An 18,511-nucleotide genomic window follows, 5' to 3' on the forward strand; every position below is an offset into this window, starting at 1 on the left:
GATCAAACCTTATCAACTGGGGTATGCTTCCATTTGTGATCGACAAGGATTTCGACTTTGACAATGACGACTATGTATTCATCCCGGGAATCAAGGATGCGGTGAAGAACAAGACAGAGGTCATCAAGGCATATGTTGTGAACAAGGATTTTGCTGAGATAGAGCTGAGACTTGGAGAACTCACAGACGATGAGAGACAGATCATAACAGATGGCTGCCTCATCAATTACTACAAGTACAACTAAATGATATATATGGTGCCGAGTGCGCCATGTATGTACATTTGAATATAATGTATATACGACGATATAACAGGCATCATCATGGGCGCTTTAGTGCGGCTTGGTGGTGCCTGTTGCTTTCATATAGCCAGTGTGATCATGATGTGATAATCCACGATGTCAAAAAGAAAAGGATTTACAACATGGCGGGTTTATGAAGACAAAAATAAAATACAGGAGGTATTTACAATGGGAAAATCAGAGCTGGAAAAGATGCACACATGTGAGCTTTATCTTCCGGGCGATGAGGATATCGCCAGAGAGCAGATAAAGTGTCTGGACAGATTATATGACTTCAATATGACCAGACCAACAGAGATGGTCAAGCGTCAGCAGATGCTCAAGGAGATGTTTGAGGAGATAGGAGACAACTGCTATATAGAGCCACCACTCCATGCAAACTGGGGCGGAAAGTTTGTGCATTTTGGAAATAACATATATGCCAACTTCAACCTGACAATGGTGGATGACACGCACATATATGTTGGAGACTATACAATGTTTGGTCCGAATGTCACACTGGCTACGGCGGGACATCCGATAGACGCAGATCTCAGAAAACAGGGATATCAGTACAATGCACCTATAACAATAGGCAAGAACTGCTGGATAGGTGCAGGAGTTACGATACTTCCGGGGGTAACTATAGGTGATAACACCGTCATAGGAGCTGGAAGTATGGTTGCCACAGATATCCCATCGAATGTTGTAGCTGTGGGTAATCCGTGTAAGGTACTCAGGGAAGTGAATGAGCGTGATGCAAAATATTATTTCAAGGATCACAGGATTGATTTCTTCCAGTATAACAATGTGAGCAAGAATGACTGATGGGGTATATTCAGTTGAGGATGGAGGGTACATACAGAAGGTGGAAACTGCGAGGGCTCGCTGGCTCCAATGTCTATGGTGAACAGCTATATGATCGTATCGGTAGAAAAGGGCAGGACTGGAAAGGTGCAGATCGTATATCAGTTGAATGATGTTGAGTCAGGAGAGAATATCAAATCTGTGTGGATAGAACTTCCGCAGTGATCATGATGACAGAAAAATACAAATAGTAATTACAAAGACGTGCACGAAAGATTCTTCAAAAAGAACTTTCATGCACGTCTTTTAATATCTGTCTTATTTATTTGTAATAGTCTGATATGTTACTGCTTTGATATGGCAGCAGCTTCAGTGCTCTTGGCAACCTCTACAATAGAAGAGGTGAGACCTGCGATTCCCTGTATCTCTGATGGGATGATGATCTTGGTAGCCTTGCCGTCTGCAGCCTTTGTAAATGCTTCCAGGCTCTTGAGAGTGATGACCTGATTTGTAGGCATTGACTCATTCAGTGCTCTGATACCATCTGCATTTGCCTGCTGTACAGCGAGGATAGCCTGTGCCTGACCTTCGGCTTCCTTGATAGTTGCTTCCTTCTTAGCCTCAGCACGGAGAATCTGAGAAGCCTTCTCAGCCTCGGCCTCAAGGATGACTGACTGCTTGTTACCTTCTGCGATGAGGATGGCTGACTTCTTCTCACCTTCAGCACGGAGGATCTGCTCACGTCTCTCACGCTCTGCCTTCATCTGCTTCTCCATGGCATCCTGAATAGCTGCAGGAGGGATGATGTTCTTGAGCTCTACTCTGTTGACCTTGATTCCCCAAGGATCAGTAGCCTCGTCAAGTGTTGCTCTCATCTTGGTGTTGATGGTCTCTCTTGATGTAAGTGTCTGGTCAAGCTCGAGATCACCGATGATGTTACGAAGTGTGGTAGCTGTCAGGTTCTCGATGGCCATGATAGGATTCTCAACTCCGTAGCTGAAAAGCTTAGGATCTGTGATCTGGAAGAATACGACTGTGTCGATCCTCATTGTTACGTTATCCTTTGTGATAACCGGCTGTGGAGCGAAGTCAACAACCTGCTCCTTGAGTGTAACCTTCTTGGCTACCTTATCGATAACAGGCATCTTCATGTGAAGTCCAACAGACCATGTTGCCTGATATGTTCCAAGTCTCTCAATTACATAAGCGTGTGCCTGTGGCACGATCTTGATCGTACTGCAAATAATAACGATTACGATCAGACATAAAATGATAATAAGTGAAATTCCTGCTCCGTCCATAATAATCTCCTTAATTAAAAATGTGTGTGTCTTAAGCTGATAAGCCCTTAGCTTTATATTGCCGGCTTTCCTGCCTTTTCTACGATTGCTTTGACTCCGGATATCTCGTCGATCACGACCTCGGTTCCGGTTTCAATGGTATCGCCATGTTTGGATCTTGCTGTCCACTCAACTCCGTTGATCAAGACCTGACCGGTGGACTTGAGATTGTCTATGTCAGCAGATACGATAACGTGTTTGCCGATAAGACTTTCTACGTTTGTCTTCACCAGTTGGTTGTCAAGATGCTTCTTGGCAATCGGTCTTGTCGTGAAGAAAAGAATAGTGGTGACAACAAGAAATGCAACGATCTGTAGTGGCAGCGATCCGCTGAAAAAAGCGATGATCATTGCCACCAGGGCTCCTCCACATGCCCAGATGGTTGTAAGTCCAAGCGATATGATCTCAGCAATGAGACATACGGCAAATATGATAAGCCAGGTTGCAATCTCCCAATTCATATAGAACACCTCCCTCGTTTAGGAAATCCTGGTATGCGATACTTTTCGCATTTGCCCTTGGCTAGTTCTCATTTTACTAAAAAACAGTAGGGTAAACAACATAAATTTTCTGAACATACTATCCCCTAAAGTGCATTATATGCACGAATTATAAAATTTATGAGATTAAGTGATAAATGTATGGTTAATTTTGCGTAAGCTGTATTGAACAGGTTTGGAAAAACTAATATAATAAACACATGCTAAAGAATGGGAGAGAAGAAGTTGGCTGTTAATAATAAGAAGAAAAGAATTCTCAACATAAGTCTGGCGGTCATAGGAATAATCGTTGTCGGACTCCTTTTTAATAAGATACTGGAGCAATGGTCGGGATTTCGTGCGATACTTGACAAGATATCGAGTGCATTTGCACCGATCATAGTGGGCGCAGTCATTGCGTTTCTCATGAACCCGATACTTGTTTTTTTCGACAGATTATTTCATACGATATTCCAGGAGAGAGTCATATCGGATAAGAAAAAATTGTTCAAGGTTTCGAGAACTTTGTCGGTTATTTTAACTACCATAGTGTTCCTTGGAATCATAACCGGAATAGTGTGGCTGGTGGTTCCTCAGCTCTACGACAGTATCAAGCAGCTTGTGGGCAACATGGATACCTATTATTCCAACCTTCAGACGATGGTGGAGAATATAAATGAGAAGTTCCAGAAGCTCAATATACCTGAGGATCAGATCAACAAGTATATGAACAATGCATATCTCAAGGTTCAGGATATGCTGAATACCAAGATCATGCCAAATGTGGACAAGATCGTGGTGAACATAGGAAGTGGAGTGTTCTCAGGACTTAAGTTCCTGTACAATTTCCTTATAGGCATTGTTGCTTCGATATATGTGATGGCAAACAAGGAATATCTTGCTTCAAGGGGAAAGAAGATAATATATGCGGTATTCAAGGTGAAGAATGCAAATACTATCCTTGACGGACTTTCAGAGATGAACAGGATATTTGGTCAGTTTATAAACGGAAAGATACTTGATTCACTTATTATAGGAATGATCATGTTCATAGTATCAACGATACTCAATCTGCCATATGCGGTTCTGATAAGTGTTATCGTTGGAGTGACAAATGTCATACCGTTCTTCGGACCTATCATAGGAGCTGTGCCATGTTTCTTCATCGTGCTCATTGCAGATCCTATAAAGAGTCTTGTGCTGCTCATTGTTATACTTGTACTGCAGCAGTTTGATGGAAATATCCTCGGACCGAAGATCATCGGAGATACCACAGGACTTTCAAGCTTCTGGGTGCTCACAGCGGTCATAGTTGGCGGCGGTTTGTTCGGATTCTTTGGAATGCTTCTCGGAGTTCCTGTATTTGCCTGCTGTTACATGTACATCAACAGGACATGCACTGCAAAGCTGCAGGAGAAGAATCTTGCGTTCAAGACATCCGAGTATGAGAAGATTCGCAGGATAGATGAGGAGACGGGAGAGCCGATATATATAACTGAGGAAGAAGAGGATGTAAGGTTCAAGAAGAAGACGCCGGAGCAGAAGCTTGCGGAGCGTGAGAACAAAAGGAAGCTCAAGCAGAAGCAGCATATGCTTCAGTACCCATCAGATCTTCCAGATGATGAATATGTGAAGTCTGGCACTGCGCATGCAGATGATCAGTCTCAGGATGACGATGATTCGGATGATGATCCTATCAGTATATTTGATAAATTCATGCATGTTATGAAGAGCGTGGCCAGCAGGGCGGACGCTGAAAAGCTTGCAAATAATATAGTAGGAAGTGATGCAGAGCCTGATAAGGAAGCTGACAGCAAAGATGACGCTGAAGAAGTTGGAAATGGTCAGGCAAAACCGGAGAGTGATAAAAAAATTTCCGGGAATCAGGATAAATAAAACATAATATCAGCACGGGGAAAGCAGATGCTGTCCCTGTCTGACAAAAGAGAAAAGAACAGATTTGCTTTTACACAAATCTGTTCTTTTCTGCATCGTATGAATAGTCGATGGATGCGAGCTTACTCTTGATATCATCTGCATTTACACATAGTGAGCTGCAGAGCTCGTCAAGACTTGGATAGTCATCTCTGAGCTTCGTGTTGATGAAGCTGAGAAGCACCATAGGATCCTTTGGAAGTGAAGAGTATTCCATTGTTAAAGTTCCTCCTTGTGGTATATTGGGTCATAATATGCATCGTGTTTATAAATATTATGGTTGAATTAACTGCATAAAATTGGTATATATATAGTTTGTGATATATATCAAAGATACAAATTGAATTTTACAACAGTGATTTAGAAATGGCAATAAGGAGTTAGATATGAGTACAAATACCGGTACGGCAAAGAAAGGAAAGCTATCAGGAAAGGGAAGTAATCTGGCGCTTCAGGCAGGAATCCTGGCGGGAGCCGGAATCGTGTCGAGGATCATCGGCCTTCTGTACAGATCACCTCTGTATCAGATACTTGGAGATGAGGGAAATGGATATTATGGTTCAGCGTATGCAATATACGCCATGGTCATAATGATCGCCACATACAGTATTCCTACAGCAGTGTCGAAGCTTGTTGCCGGTAAGATAGCTATGGGACAGTACAAGAGTGCCAGACGTATATACTACTGTACATTTATATATGTAGTCATAGCGGGTGCTGTGGCGGCACTGATCACGTACTTTGGAGCCAAATGGTTTGTAAGTGACCAGCCAAATGCAGTCTTAAGTCTTAAGATACTTGCCCCTACTATATTTATATCGGGCTTTCTTGCAATATTCAGAGGATATCTGCAGGCATACAACACGATGGTGCCTACATCTATATCACAGATCATAGAGCAGCTTGCAAATGCAGTAGTCAGTATCGTCGCTGCGTATATGCTTGCAAAGCCATTTGCCGCTGGAACAACCGAGCATGCAAAGTATGGTTCTGCCGGAAGTGCCATGGGTACAGGTGCCGGAGTCCTTGGAGGATTGATATTCATACTGTTCGCTTATGCGAGAAGAAGAAAGGGTATCATGGAGTCTGTGAAGAACGATACAAGTCCAGACACCGAATCCTATGGAAAGTTATTCAGAATAATCATTGCCACAGTCACACCTATCGTGGTGGCAGCAGTGGTGTATAACGTGCTCACACCTATAGACATGAAGGTATTCTATGTGGTCATGAAGATGAAGGGCATGGATTCCCTGGAGATGGCAAAGCTGTATGGAATTTACTCAGGACAGTATACAGTTCTCACGAACCTTCCGCTTGCCATAGCAGCTTCAGTTGGAATTGCATATATTCCGGGAATATCCGGTGCGTATGCAAGAAATGACATGCAGAAAACCAATAAACTCCTGAATCAGGCGCTCAGCATGTCCATGCTGGTCACCATACCGTGTGCGGTTGGAATGGGAGTCCTGGCTAAGCCTATAATACAGCTCCTGTTCTCAGGTGCGGATCCGATGGCAGCCAAATGTATGTATCTTGGATTCATATCCATAGTGTTCTTTGCACAGTCAACTGTAACCAACAGTGTGCTTCAGGCCATGGGTAAGGTGATGGCACCGGTTATCAATGCCACCCTTGCACTGGTGATACATGTGGTGGTTCTTGTTGTTATGCTGTACTGCACAGACTGGGCACTTTATGCACTGGTATTTGGTTCGATAGTGAACTCACTGCTCATATGTATATTCAACCAGCGTTCGCTCACAAAGTACAAGACCGGCAAGATGGACAACAGGCGAATATACGTTGCACCTACTATAGCATCTATCTTCATGGGTGTTGTTACGATCATTGTATATGAGGGCTGCAGGAAGCTTCTCGGCAACTGGGTGATCGCGATGTTTGTTGCAGTATTTGTGGCGATCATATTCTATGCGGTGGCTATACTCAAAGCCGGAGGATATACGGAGGAGGAACTTCTCAATATGCCTAAGGGAGGTCTTATTGTGAGGTTTGCGAAGAAGTTCAGACTGATAAAATAAAATGTTTGTAAACAAAATGTTTCCCAAATTTCTCGAATAGGCATATACTTGTACCTGGAGCGTGAAAACGTTTTCACGAGAAAGGTATATTATGGAAAGAGGAAAAAAGAGTAAGACTCTTCTGAAGATATTCATAACAACATTATATCTGAGCGCCTTTACCTTCGGGGGAGGATACGTCATCGTATCTCTTATGAAGAAAAAGTTTGTGGATGAAAACCACTGGATAGAGCAGGACGAAATGCTTGATCTTGTGGCCATAGCCCAGTCGTCACCGGGACCGATCGCAGTAAATGGAGCGATAGCGGTGGGCTATAAACTGTGCGGCATGGCAGGGGCACTGGTGGCCATAATCGGAACGATCATACCGCCATTTGTCATCATATCCATCATATCTTACTGTTACAGCGCGTTCAGGACTAACTGGGTGATCAGTGAGATGCTGGAGGGAATGCAGGCCGGTGTAGCTGCGGTCATTGCATCAGTGACATATGATATGGGAGCAGACATAGTAAAGCAGAAGGATGATCTGGGGATATTATTCATGATAGCTGCATTTGTTGCATCCTACATATTGGAGATAAATGTCGTGTTCATAGTAATTGTCTGTGGACTTGTCGGCGTTTGCAGAGGACAGCTGGAGAAAAGAAGAGGGCATGGGCATAAAAAGACAGAGGATACTTCTGACGGAAATCCTGAAAACCATCCCGACAAAGGGGGGATGGAATAATGATCTATTTGCAGTTGTTTCTAAGTTTCTTCCAGATAGGACTCTTCAGTTTCGGCGGAGGTTATGCCGCCATGCCGCTTATACAGGGACAGATAGTGAAGATACATGGGTGGATGACCATGTCAGAGTTCACGGATTTGATCACTATATCCCAGATGACTCCAGGCCCTATAGCGGTCAATTCGGCGACATTTGTGGGACTCCGGGTGGCTGGATATGTCGGCGCGGTGGTTGCCACGCTCGGATGTATACTTCCTTCATGTATCATAGTCACAGTCATAGTAAGACTTTATCTGAAATACCGCAAACAGGACATCCTTCAGGAACTGCTCGGAGGAATAAGACCTGCGGTTGTGGCGATGATCGCATCAGCGGGTGTTTCGATATTTGTCACGGCGGTCTGGTCTGGGATTGACATGATAAGTATCGCTGGAACTAAGTGGAATCTCGTGGTGATATTTGCGGTAAGTGTTGTTCTGCTTAGAAAATTCAAATTGAATCCTGTGTGGGTGATGCTGCTTTCCGGCGGGATGCAGGTGATCGTGGGGCTTGCTGGCAGATATCTGATCTGAGTAAAAGCATATTATAATTTTAATTAAATTGTAATGTGAAGAACTTTATTATAGTATGTAAAAAGTAGATGTGGTGGGGAGTTTGCATATGAAGAAGAAAATATTGATATGTCTGGTAGTACAGTTCATATGCTGGGGCATGATGACGCTGTCTGATTACATGGAAGAAACATATAACGATAGTTATAATCTGGTCGTTGTATTTGCTGTACCCCTGATATGCGTAATTCTGTATATTATATTCAGAAAATGGATATACGATAATCAGATTGTGCGGCTGAAAGATGTCGCCATAATCTGTGCGGCGTGGATGATCAGTGGATTGATACTGGGATTCCTGATCGGTGCTCTGGTTATCAATGAAATGTGGATAGTGCCGCAGGCTACAGGAGGATGGGAGCATCTGCTGAATGGAATCGAATATATGATGTTTGCTATTACGCTTGCGGGAATACCATTTGTGGTGGTGGTATTGATCGAATCGGTTATAGGGATAGTAAAGGTAGTTAGTAAAAAGGATTGAATAATTAAATGCTTCATCTGTGAGAGAATCAGGTGGAGCATTTTTTATGCATGGTGGCTAATGGCTTACGCAGGCATATGAATAGTTTATATATCCTATCCCTTGACAAAAAGAGAAAATGTGAATATACTTACCGATGATAATTACCTAAAGTAATTATACGAAATAACAATAAAATAATATTTGATAAATTTACAGGAAGGAATGCTATGACAAAGGAAAAGATAAAACAGGTGATGGATGCCTGCTATCAAGCTAAGAGAGTCAGAGATATGATGCCAAAGCTGCCAAATGGAGTCACACCGACTCATATACATTATCTTGATGTGATAACGAGATTTGAGAGGTCTGAGACTGATGTAAAGGTCAGTGATATAAGTGATGAGCTGGGGCTCCCAAGACCGGGCGTGACAAAGACGATAAAGGATATGGAACGCTTGGGATTTGTGGAAAAGAAGGCTTCAGAGGCGGATGGACGTTTTGTGTATATCAGGAGCACTCAGGCTGGCAGAGATCTGGTTGGCAAATATGTTGATGAGTATTTCACAGGACTGGGGGAGTCTCTTACCGATATCACAGATGAAGATGCAGATATTATGATAGCGACCATTGAAAAAATTTATGATGTTATGAGCAAAAGGAGTCAAGACATAAGATGAGTGTACAGGATAAAACAGATTTTACACAAGGAAGTATAATTAGAAAAATGCTCCCATTCATGGGACCGATTCTTGGAGCACTGATACTTCAGGCTGCATATGGTGCGGTTGATCTGCTGGTGGTTGGAAGATTCGGTTCGACGGCGGGACTTTCAGCCGTATCTACAGGCAGCCAGGTGCTCAATCTGGTTACATTTGTGATAATAGCACTTGCTATGGGTGTCACAGTGCTTATTGCCAGATATATAGGCGAGAAGAACACGGATCAGATAGGAGAGCTTCTCGGAGGTGCCACGACCATATTTGCAATACTTGCGGTGGTGCTGGCAGTTGTCATGGTGACGTTTGCAAGACCTTTGTCAGTGTTGATGCAGGCACCGGCTGAGGCGGTCACTCTTACATCGTCGTATGTGAGGATATGCGGAGGCGGAATATTTTTCATTATGGCCTACAATGTGCTCACCGCGATATTCAGAGGTTTTGGAGACAGCAAATCACCTCTTATATTTGTGTTTGTGGCATGTATAGTAAATGTTGTCGGTGACCTTATACTGGTTGCGGGATGTCATCTGGATGCTGCGGGTGCAGCCATAGCAACAGTGGTTGCCCAGGCGGTCAGTGTTGTCCTTGCGCTTGTGCTGCTGAAGAAGAGAGAGCTTCCATTTAAGATATCAAGAAAAGATTTCAGATTAAACAGACAGTGCAGAAGATTGCTCTCAGTTGGGCTTCCGCTGGCGATGCAGGAATTTCTCACGCAGATGTCATTTCTAGCGCTGTGTGCATTTATCAACAGACTTGGCTTGGAGGCATCATCCGGATATGGAGTTGCCTGCAAGATAGTCAGCTTTGCCATGCTGGTACCAAGTTCGCTTATGCAGTCTATGGCTTCATTTGTATCGCAGAATGTCGGAGCTGGAAAAGAGGACAGAGCGAGAAAAGCGATGCTTACCGGTATGGGCATAGGACTATCTGTAGGCGTGGTGGTATTCATTGGTGTGTGGTTCTTTGGTGACAAACTGACATCAATTTTCACCACCGATGCGTCTGTTATCCAGAGGGGCTTCGAGTATCTGAGGGGATTTGCGCCTGAGACTATAGTCACGGCGGTGCTGTTCAGTATGATAGGATATTTCAATGGGCATGAGAAGTCGCTGTGGGTCATGATCCAGGGACTTATACAGACTCTGCTTGTGAGACTTCCACTGGCGTATTACATGAGTATCCAGCCGGATGCAAGCCTTACGAATATTGGACTTGCAGCACCTATAGCCACATGTGTCGGCATCGTGCTCAACGTCATATTCTACATCGTTATGTCAAAGAAGTGGAAAACGGAAAAGACATGAAAATAATTAAATAAATGCTTGACAAATAAAACAAATGATTATAATACTTTAATCAGAGAATTGTAATCTATATGTAAAGAATTTGAAAAATAAATATTTAGTAAACCCGTTGAAAAGCGGTGACACAAAGCCATATGGGTCTAAGGTCTGAAAACAGAGAACTGTTTCGGACTATGACAGCCGGTTGCAGTATAATTTCCCTGTTGGAACTAGTATGTACAATGAGGAGTATAATTATATTTATTAAAAGCGACTGTCGGAGTGTATTCTTTGACAGTCGCTTTTTGTGTGATCCGAGCGCTTAAGATGTGTTAACTGAAATGTATTTATCATGTTATCAGAGAGGAAAGCGTGTAGTTAGAATGAATGATGAGAGAGTGTATGGTGAGGCTGGGGGCCTGGGTAATGCATCCATGATCGGAGAAGAGGCTTCGCGGACAATACAGAGAACGATAAATAACAACAATGCCGTTGGAACGATCATCGGCTATTATGATGACGAACTGACGATACTGTCGGTCAGTGATTTCATGCTGTATAACCTTGGTTACAGCTATGAGGAATTCCAGCGATGTACAGGAGGATCACTCAGGTCTGTGTTCTATGGAGAGAATACAAGTTTTCTGGACGCAGATCATTTACGCCAGATTAGAGGACTTGGAGAGGGGGAGATGCTGACAAGTGACGGAACCCCGGTGACTGTCAGGATATTCAAGGAGGATTCCGTGGACAGGGATGGAACGCCTGTATGGATAATGTCCGCAAGGCTTGATTGGGAGCATGAGAATGTGACTCTCATCAATGGCGCAATGAAGTCAGGTATGTGGTACTTTGATTTTGATGAGACTGGAGATCTGCAGGAAGTATATTGGAGCCATGCGTTCAGAACTATGCTGGGATATCACGACATCATAGATTTCCCGAATGACATATCTTCATGGACAAGACTGCTTCATCCGGCCGATAAGGACAGGGTATTGGACAGCCTGAAGGCTGTGGTCACTGATAAGACAAATGCATATAAATACGATGTGGAGTACAGGCTGCGGATGCTGGATGGAGATTATCAGTGGTTCCGTGCAAAGGCAGAGGTGATAAGGCGTACAGATGGCACAGCCCGCAGGATAACAGGTACATTTATCAATATTAACGTGGAGAAGAATCTGGAGATGCAGCAGAAGAGGGCAGCTGCTTTCCACAATGCCTTTACGAAGACCAATCTGTGTGAGTATTACGTGAATCTTGAGGAGAATACATTTGACTCCATGAAGGTTGAGCCGTCGCTTATGACCATCTTTGAGAGCAGCGATACATGGGATGAACTTATATCGGCATTTATAGACAATTACGTGTGCGAGGAGTTCAGGCATGAGGTTGCCAGGTTCTACGACAGAAGATATATAGCCAGAAGGCTTGGTGAGTGTGACGGGGAGCTGAGTCTGGAATGTGGCATCACTATACATGGTGAGAAGCACTGGACGAGGAATGACATTCTCCGTGGAGATCGTGAGCAATCGCAGTATGCGATCATATTCCTGAGGGATATCACCGCGGCAAAACGGGAGGCTGAGATACACAGGCAGATGTCTGCAGACAATGAAGCTATGGGGCATCTCCTCCAGAGTGTCACAAGACTGGTGGATCATTTCGCTATATGCGATCTGGAAAATGATACATATGAATATTTCATGATAAATATAAAATCGGATTATCCGCCAGAGGGACGTTATAGTGATCTGATAAGACGTGTAGAGAGCAGATATAAGACACTGCCTCCTGCTGATTCACTGACAGATCTGCTGAAGCCTGAGAATCTGAGAAATAACCTCACAAAGGCATCGGATGTGTATAAGTTTGAGTATTGCAATATGGAAGAGGAATGCTACAGGAGTGCGTCATTTGTGCCTATCGAGTGGAAGAAAGGTGTACTTACCAGAGTGCTGTGGGCATCCATGGATATAACTCAGGAGAAGAAGCAGGAAATTAAGGGACGCAAGGCTCTTAAGGACGCGTATCAGGCCGCGGAGAGGGCGAACAGAGCGAAGACCGAATTCCTCACGAATATGTCGCATGACATAAGAACACCTATGAATGCGATAGTTGGCCTGACGGCTATTGCGGGAGCCAACATAGATCGTCCGGATAAGGTGCTTGAATGCCTGGACAAGACAACCAGAGCCAGCAGACATTTGTTGGGATTGGTCAATGAAGTCCTCGATATGGCACGTATAGAGAGCGGGAGAATATCCCTGGCCGAGGAGGAGTTTAATCTCTCAGAGCTTGTGGACAATCTCATCTCCATGGCGAAATCAGAGATGGATGAGCACCATCACAGCCTTGAGGTGAATATAAAAAACATCGAGCATGAGGACGTATATGTCGACACACTGAGGATACAGCAGGTGTTTATGAACCTTATGAGCAACTCTGTCAAATATACCCCGGATGGAGGCCATATAGTATTCTCCATCGAGGAGCGGCCAAACGGCCAGTCGGAGCTTGGATGCTATGTGTTCAGCATAGAGGATGATGGCATTGGCATGGATGAGGATTTCCAGAAGATCATGTTCCAGCCATTTACCCGTGCTGATGATAACAGGACTACGAAGATCCAGGGCACAGGTCTTGGAATGGCGATCACACAGAATATAGTAAACATGATGAATGGCAATATTCAGGTTGACAGTGTCCTGAACAGGGGCACGAAGATCACAGTCACCATATTTCTAAGGCTTAAGGAGAGGGAGATCGACCAGATAAAGGAGCTGGCAGATCTGCCTGTGCTGGTGGTGGATGATGATGAGTTATGCTGTGAGAGTACGGCTCAGACTCTGGGTGAGATAGGAATTGCCGGAGAGTGGGTAACCTCGGGTGAGGAGGCTGTCGCCAGAGCATATGCAAGGCATGAGAGAAATGATGATTACTTTGCGATCATTATGGACTGGAAGATGCCAAAGATGGATGGCATTGAGGCAACGAGACGTATAAGAGAGCGTATTGGCAGGGATGTGACCATCATAGTGCTCACTTCATATGATTATAGTGAGATAGAGGATGAGGCAAGGGCAGCAGGTGTGGATGCATTTATTGCCAAGCCGTTGTTCCGTTCACGTCTTACGGCAACACTGGTTCGCATAGTGAATGAGAAAACGGATGGTTCCGCCAGGGATTACCTGAAGAATATCAGAAGATCTGATTATTCGGACAGGAGAGTCCTTCTTGTGGAGGACAATGATCTGAACAGTGAGATCGCATCGGAGATCATAGGAATGACGGGAGCCAGTGTGGAGATCGTTGAGAATGGCAGGGAGGCTGTGGAGAGGATAGAGAATGCCTCCGAGAACTGGTATGACATAGTGTTTATGGATGTTCAGATGCCGGTCATGAATGGGTATGAGGCCACCGCCGCTATAAGAGCACTGCCTGGAAGAAGAGGCCAGATTCCTATCATAGCCATGACCGCAAATGCATTTGCTGAGGATGTGCAGCTTGCAAAGAACACGGGGATGGATGAACACATAGCGAAACCGCTTGATTTTGAAAAATTGAACACAGTGATGGAGAAATATCTGAACTGATAAAATGTAGCAGCCAGCCGGGGGTTCACCCCCGGCTGGCTGTTGTAGTTTTGAAGGAGGCACTGGGTAAAAAATAGTTATGGGATTCCGATAATAATTATAAACATTGAAATTAAGCCACGGGTGTAGTACAATTACCGTGCTATTGGGGCTTTTTGCGCCCTGAAAACAGATGATACACTAAATGGTACACCATATAATCGGCAAAGTCAGAATATCAAGCAAAATCAAGGCTTTAAGAAAGGAAAATAGAAAAAATGAAATTAGGTATCGTAGGACTCCCAAACGTGGGAAAAAGTACACTTTTCAATTCACTTACAAAGGCAGGAGCGGAATCAGCTAACTATCCGTTCTGTACAATAGATCCAAACGTAGGAATCGTTGCAGTGCCGGATGAGAGGCTGGACAAGCTCACAGAGATGTACAACTCAGCCAAGACAACACCTGCTGTTATAGAATTTGTAGATATCGCGGGTCTTGTAAAGGGCGCATCAAAGGGAGAAGGACTTGGAAACCAGTTCCTTGCGAACATCAGAGAGGTTGATGCCATCGTTCACGTTGTAAGATGCTTTGAGGATACAAATGTCATCCACGTTGACGGTTCCGTAGACCCGATCAGAGATATAGAGACCATCAATCTGGAGCTGATATTCTCAGATATAGAGGTGCTCGACAGAAGGATCGCCAAGACCATCAGAGGTGCAAGAAATGACAAGATGCTTGCGAAGGAGCTTGACTTCCAGCAGAGGATCAAGGCTCACCTTGAGGATGGTAAGCTTGCAAAGACCATAGAGGTCACAGATGAGGACGAGCAGGCGTGGATAGAGGAATATAACCTTCTCACATGGAAGCCTGTAATATTTGCCGCAAATGTAGGCGAGGAAGACATTGCGGACGATGGCGCTTCAAATGAGAACGTGCAGAAGGTAAAGGAATACGCAAAGGACTTCGATGCAGAGGTATTTGTAGTATGTGCACAGATAGAACAGGAGCTGGCAGAGCTTGATGATGAGGAGAAGAAGATGTTTCTCGAGGATCTTGGAGTTAAAGAGTCTGGTCTTGACAAGCTTATCAAGGCAAGCTACTCACTTCTTGGTCTTATCAGTTATCTGACAGCCGGAGAGACAGAGTCAAGGGCATGGACCATCAAGAAGGGAACGAAGGCACCTGGAGCAGCTGGCAAGATTCACTCAGACTTTGAGAGAGGATTTATCAAGGCGGAGGTTGTCAGCTACAAGGATCTCATGGACTGCGGAAGCATGCTTGCGGCCAAGGAGAAGGGCCTTGTAAGACAGGAAGGCAAGGAATATGTGGTTGAGGATGGAGATGTTATTCTCTTCAAGTTCAACGTGTAAATGAATCTAGGAGGATGTAACGATATGTCTCAGATATCAGAATATTTTAGAAGCATATTCTTTCCGAATCTTGGGATAACCCTCAGAAACATAGGTGACCATATCAATATAGGAAGCTTTGAGGTGAGGTTCTACGGGATCATTATCATGATAGGATTCCTGCTGGCATATGTACTTGTCACCAACGAGGCAAAGAGAACAAAACAGAATCCTGAAATGTATCTGGATTTCATACTTATACTTATCATCCCGGCCATACTTGGAGCAAGACTCTACTATATCCTGTTCAGACTTGACCAGTATATAGTGCAGGGCGATGTGGGAGCTACACTCAAAGCCATGCTGAATATCAGAGGCGGCGGACTTGCCATATATGGTGGAATCATAGCGGGAGTCATCACGGCGGTAATATTCTGCAAGGTGAGAAAAGTCAGCTTTGTACTCATGGCGGATACAGCCACTTTTGGAATACTGATCGGACAGATACTTGGAAGATTTGGAAACTTCTTCAACAGAGAAGCATTTGGCGCATATACGAACAGTAAGATGGCCATGGCGATTCCGCTTGATTACTACAGATCTGATGGCAATCTTGACTATTTGGAGAGAACCGGGGTCATCACACAGAAGATGCTGGACAATGTGGTGAATATAGACGGCATGGATTGCATAACGGTCCATCCGACATTCCTGTATGAGTCCTTATGGAATCTTATGCTGCTTGTGTTCTTATTTATATATAGAAAGCACAAGAAATTCAAAGGAGAGTTCGCTCTCATATATGTGGGAGGATACGGACTCGGAAGATTTATCGTCGAAGGTCTCAGAAGTGATTCCCTGATGATCGGCAATACAGGGATCAAGGTATCCCAGGTGCTTGCACTTGTATGCTTTGTAACTGCCGTGGTACTGCTTGTCATAAATTATGTAAGATGTGCCAAGCGTGGCTGGCCTGCTGCAGTTATGGGAGACGCCGCTGGCACAGAAGTGAAGATTAGTGGCGAATGTGATCCTGCGGATACAGAAGTGGAGACCAGTGGTGAAGCAGACGCTGCCGGTACAGAAGTGGAGACCAGTGGTGGATCAGATGACGCTGGAGAAAAAAAAGAAAGATGACAAAGATGCCACAAAATAGCATTTCAGCGCAGAAAAAGTGGCAATAAAAATAATATAACAGGGAGACAATACAGATAAATACCCACAAGGTGGAGATATCCCCCACGAAATGGGAAAAAACTGGGATTTGTCCCCACCACAAAAAGCCTGTAGGTTTGACAGTGAAAACTGTTAGATCTACAGGCTTTTTTGCGTATTTGCACACACTTTTTTCATATAACAGGGTTGCAATTTGGGGGGCTATAGTATAGAATAGTGGTTACAAGTGGCATTACTGTGCAACTAAGTGGTGGAAAGTGGTGATTGAACCGGAGTTATACGAAAGGAGGAGATCGGGATGTCCAGATGCTTATCAGGTGAATATGAACATAAGCTTGATGCAAAAGGAAGACTGATCATGCCATTAAAACTTCGTTCGGAACTCGGGGAGTCATTCATGGTAACCAAAGGAATCGACTGCTGTCTCTATGTATATGGAATGACAGAGTGGGAGGAGTTCGTTGAGAAGCTGAACAAGCTTCCTATGACCAACAGAACGGCCAGAGCCTTCAAGAGAGGTTTCCTTGCCGGAGCGGTCAAGTGTGAGCCGGATGCACAGGGAAGAATACTTCTATCTCCGAAGCAGAGAGAATATGCTCATATAGACAAGGATGTGTATGTCATCGGTAACGGTGAGAAAGCGGAGATCTGGAGCAAGGAAGAGTGGGATGGCCCTGAGAACATGAGTGATAATCAGGCCAGCATGGACGAGCTTGCAGATGAGCTTGATGCACTTGATTTTAGTTTTTAGAAGAGAATGGTAATTGATTATGGAATTTGCGCACAAGTCGGTCTTGCTTGAGGAGACCATCGACAACCTGAATATCAAGCCGGATGGCATCTATGTGGATGGCACATTAGGGGGAGCCGGACACTCAGAGCAGATTGTGAAGAGGCTTGGTGAGGGCGGCAGGCTTATAGGTATCGACCAGGATGAGGATGCCATAGCTGCAGCGTCGAAGAGACTTGAGCCGTATGGGGATAAGGTGACCATAGTCAGGGATAATTACCAGAATTTCAGAAGAATATTGGATGAACTGAACATACAGAAGGTGGACGGGATACTCCTTGATCTGGGAGTGTCTTCATATCAACTCGATAATGCGGATAGAGGATTCACATATCGGGTTGATGCTCCACTGGATATGAGGATGGACAACAGGCAGACAAAGACTGCAAAGGATATAGTCAATGATTATTCCGAGTCTGAGCTGTTCCGTATACTTAAGGATTACGGAGAGGAGAGATATGCAAAGAGTATTGCATACCACATTTGCAAGTACCGTGAGAACAAGGTGATAGAGACCACCGAAGAGCTCAACGATATAATCCGTGGCTCCATACCGGCAAAGGCAAGGAATGGACAGGGACATCCGTCCAAGCAGACATTTCAGGCGATCAGGATAGAGCTTAACAGAGAGCTTGATGTGCTCAGGGATTCAATAGACGGCATGATAGCAAGCCTGAATCCGGGAGGAAGATTGTGTATCATCACATTTCATTCCCTTGAGGACCGGATAGTGAAGCTAGCATTCAGGAAAAATGAAAATCCATGCATTTGTCCACCGAACTTTCCGGTGTGCACATGCGGAAGAAAGCCTCTCGGCAAGGTGATAACGAGAAAACCGATCATACCGGGAGAAAGGGAGCTTGAGGAGAATTCCAGATCAAAGAGCTCAAAGCTCAGAGTGTTTGAGGCAATTTGACAG

16 protein-coding genes, 1 pseudogene and 1 riboswitch are annotated in these 18,511 nt (G+C 44.4%); of the genes and pseudogenes, 14 read left to right on the forward strand and 3 right to left on the reverse strand.

Annotated elements, in window-relative coordinates; translation table 11 throughout:
- Together AB5150_RS08930 and AB5150_RS08935 are read left to right on the forward strand one after the other, a co-directional pair.
- Positions 1-245: pseudogene (locus AB5150_RS08930) on the forward strand (hydratase); the annotation flags it as partial.
- Between the two features lie 225 nt (positions 246-470).
- Positions 471-1,109 (forward strand): sugar O-acetyltransferase, encoded by a 639-nt coding sequence (locus AB5150_RS08935; protein WP_118757592.1) that lies wholly within the window; start codon positions 471-473, stop codon positions 1,107-1,109.
- Positions 1,110-1,432: 323 nt separating this feature from the next.
- Here AB5150_RS08935 and AB5150_RS08940 read toward each other — a convergent pair whose 3' ends face one another.
- Complete coding sequence (locus tag AB5150_RS08940; protein WP_022217199.1) at positions 1,433-2,389, reverse strand: SPFH domain-containing protein; 957 nt, start codon at positions 2,387-2,389, stop codon at positions 1,433-1,435.
- A gap of 53 nt (positions 2,390-2,442) precedes the next feature.
- On the reverse strand, positions 2,443-2,889 hold the full coding sequence (locus AB5150_RS08945; protein ID WP_015533182.1) for an NfeD family protein: 447 nt from the start codon (positions 2,887-2,889) through the stop codon (positions 2,443-2,445).
- Between the two features lie 264 nt (positions 2,890-3,153).
- On the opposite strand from AB5150_RS08945, the gene AB5150_RS08950 reads away from it, so the two are divergent.
- Positions 3,154-4,803, forward strand: coding sequence for an AI-2E family transporter (locus AB5150_RS08950; protein ID WP_349818458.1), 1,650 nt, complete (start codon positions 3,154-3,156; stop codon positions 4,801-4,803).
- 70 nt (positions 4,804-4,873) lie between these two features.
- Here AB5150_RS08950 and AB5150_RS08955 read toward each other — a convergent pair whose 3' ends face one another.
- Positions 4,874-5,059, reverse strand: a complete 186-nt coding sequence (locus tag AB5150_RS08955) for a DUF4250 domain-containing protein (RefSeq protein ID WP_015533181.1) — start codon at positions 5,057-5,059, stop codon at positions 4,874-4,876.
- Positions 5,060-5,228: 169 nt separating this feature from the next.
- On the opposite strand from AB5150_RS08955, the gene AB5150_RS08960 reads away from it, so the two are divergent.
- The 11 genes from AB5150_RS08960 (at position 5,229) to rsmH (ending at position 18,508) form a co-directional block, all read left to right on the forward strand.
- Entirely contained in the window at positions 5,229-6,884 is a 1,656-nt protein-coding gene (locus tag AB5150_RS08960; protein ID WP_368291711.1) for an oligosaccharide flippase family protein, read from the forward strand.
- 91 nt (positions 6,885-6,975) lie between these two features.
- A complete protein-coding gene (locus tag AB5150_RS08965; RefSeq protein WP_368291712.1) occupies positions 6,976-7,614 on the forward strand; it encodes a chromate transporter in 639 nt (212 codons plus the stop codon).
- Complete coding sequence (locus tag AB5150_RS08970; RefSeq protein ID WP_015533178.1) at positions 7,614-8,186, forward strand: chromate transporter; 573 nt, start codon at positions 7,614-7,616, stop codon at positions 8,184-8,186. The genes AB5150_RS08965 and AB5150_RS08970 overlap by 1 nt, the downstream gene beginning before the upstream one ends.
- A gap of 88 nt (positions 8,187-8,274) precedes the next feature.
- The gene (locus tag AB5150_RS08975) at positions 8,275-8,709 is read left to right on the forward strand and encodes a hypothetical protein (protein WP_368291713.1); all 435 of its coding nucleotides are present in this window, start codon (positions 8,275-8,277) and stop codon (positions 8,707-8,709) included.
- Between the two features lie 209 nt (positions 8,710-8,918).
- Positions 8,919-9,368 carry a MarR family winged helix-turn-helix transcriptional regulator gene (locus AB5150_RS08980; RefSeq protein WP_015533176.1) on the forward strand — a complete coding sequence of 150 codons (450 nt, stop codon included), beginning with the start codon at positions 8,919-8,921 and terminating at the stop codon, positions 9,366-9,368.
- Positions 9,365-10,714 (forward strand): MATE family efflux transporter, encoded by a 1,350-nt coding sequence (locus AB5150_RS08985; RefSeq protein WP_349818460.1) that lies wholly within the window; start codon positions 9,365-9,367, stop codon positions 10,712-10,714. The genes AB5150_RS08980 and AB5150_RS08985 overlap by 4 nt, the downstream gene beginning before the upstream one ends.
- A gap of 89 nt (positions 10,715-10,803) precedes the next feature.
- Positions 10,804-10,906, forward strand: a riboswitch (cyclic di-GMP riboswitch).
- A 170-nt stretch (positions 10,907-11,076) separates the two neighbouring features.
- Positions 11,077-14,292 carry a response regulator gene (locus tag AB5150_RS08990; protein ID WP_349818461.1) on the forward strand — a complete coding sequence of 1,072 codons (3,216 nt, stop codon included), beginning with the start codon at positions 11,077-11,079 and terminating at the stop codon, positions 14,290-14,292.
- A gap of 257 nt (positions 14,293-14,549) precedes the next feature.
- Positions 14,550-15,647 (forward strand): redox-regulated ATPase YchF, encoded by a 1,098-nt coding sequence (ychF, locus tag AB5150_RS08995; protein ID WP_349092960.1) that lies wholly within the window; start codon positions 14,550-14,552, stop codon positions 15,645-15,647.
- A 24-nt stretch (positions 15,648-15,671) separates the two neighbouring features.
- Positions 15,672-16,763, forward strand: coding sequence for a prolipoprotein diacylglyceryl transferase (lgt, locus tag AB5150_RS09000; protein WP_022217208.1), 1,092 nt, complete (start codon positions 15,672-15,674; stop codon positions 16,761-16,763).
- A gap of 337 nt (positions 16,764-17,100) precedes the next feature.
- Positions 17,101-17,553 carry a division/cell wall cluster transcriptional repressor MraZ gene (mraZ, locus tag AB5150_RS09005; RefSeq protein WP_015533171.1) on the forward strand — a complete coding sequence of 151 codons (453 nt, stop codon included), beginning with the start codon at positions 17,101-17,103 and terminating at the stop codon, positions 17,551-17,553.
- A 19-nt stretch (positions 17,554-17,572) separates the two neighbouring features.
- Complete coding sequence (rsmH, locus tag AB5150_RS09010; RefSeq protein ID WP_161171695.1) at positions 17,573-18,508, forward strand: 16S rRNA (cytosine(1402)-N(4))-methyltransferase RsmH; 936 nt, start codon at positions 17,573-17,575, stop codon at positions 18,506-18,508.
- Positions 18,509-18,511: the final 3 nt, after the last annotated feature.

The organism is Coprococcus sp. RTP21281st1_F1_RTP21281_210402 (genome assembly GCF_040915325.1).
Classification (GTDB): Bacteria; Bacillota; Clostridia; order Lachnospirales; family Lachnospiraceae; genus Coprococcus; species Coprococcus aceti.

What these genes read in the sequence shown, in the direction of transcription:
- AB5150_RS08935 (WP_118757592.1), top strand. Translation starts at nt 471, where the DNA reads ATGGGAAAATCAGAGCTGGAAAAGATGCACACATGTGAGCTTTATCTT.
- AB5150_RS08940 (WP_022217199.1), bottom strand. Translation starts at nt 2,389, where the DNA reads ATGGACGGAGCAGGAATTTCACTTATTATCATTTTATGTCTGATCGTA.
- AB5150_RS08945 (WP_015533182.1), bottom strand. Translation starts at nt 2,889, where the DNA reads ATGAATTGGGAGATTGCAACCTGGCTTATCATATTTGCCGTATGTCTC.
- AB5150_RS08955 (WP_015533181.1), bottom strand. Translation starts at nt 5,059, where the DNA reads ATGGAATACTCTTCACTTCCAAAGGATCCTATGGTGCTTCTCAGCTTC.
- AB5150_RS08960 (WP_368291711.1), top strand. Translation starts at nt 5,229, where the DNA reads ATGAGTACAAATACCGGTACGGCAAAGAAAGGAAAGCTATCAGGAAAG.
- AB5150_RS08965 (WP_368291712.1), top strand. Translation starts at nt 6,976, where the DNA reads ATGGAAAGAGGAAAAAAGAGTAAGACTCTTCTGAAGATATTCATAACA.
- AB5150_RS08970 (WP_015533178.1), top strand. Translation starts at nt 7,614, where the DNA reads ATGATCTATTTGCAGTTGTTTCTAAGTTTCTTCCAGATAGGACTCTTC.
- AB5150_RS08975 (WP_368291713.1), top strand. Translation starts at nt 8,275, where the DNA reads ATGAAGAAGAAAATATTGATATGTCTGGTAGTACAGTTCATATGCTGG.
- AB5150_RS08980 (WP_015533176.1), top strand. Translation starts at nt 8,919, where the DNA reads ATGACAAAGGAAAAGATAAAACAGGTGATGGATGCCTGCTATCAAGCT.
- AB5150_RS08985 (WP_349818460.1), top strand. Translation starts at nt 9,365, where the DNA reads ATGAGTGTACAGGATAAAACAGATTTTACACAAGGAAGTATAATTAGA.
- AB5150_RS08990 (WP_349818461.1), top strand. Translation starts at nt 11,077, where the DNA reads ATGAATGATGAGAGAGTGTATGGTGAGGCTGGGGGCCTGGGTAATGCA.
- ychF (WP_349092960.1), top strand. Translation starts at nt 14,550, where the DNA reads ATGAAATTAGGTATCGTAGGACTCCCAAACGTGGGAAAAAGTACACTT.
- lgt (WP_022217208.1), top strand. Translation starts at nt 15,672, where the DNA reads ATGTCTCAGATATCAGAATATTTTAGAAGCATATTCTTTCCGAATCTT.
- mraZ (WP_015533171.1), top strand. Translation starts at nt 17,101, where the DNA reads ATGTCCAGATGCTTATCAGGTGAATATGAACATAAGCTTGATGCAAAA.
- rsmH (WP_161171695.1), top strand. Translation starts at nt 17,573, where the DNA reads ATGGAATTTGCGCACAAGTCGGTCTTGCTTGAGGAGACCATCGACAAC.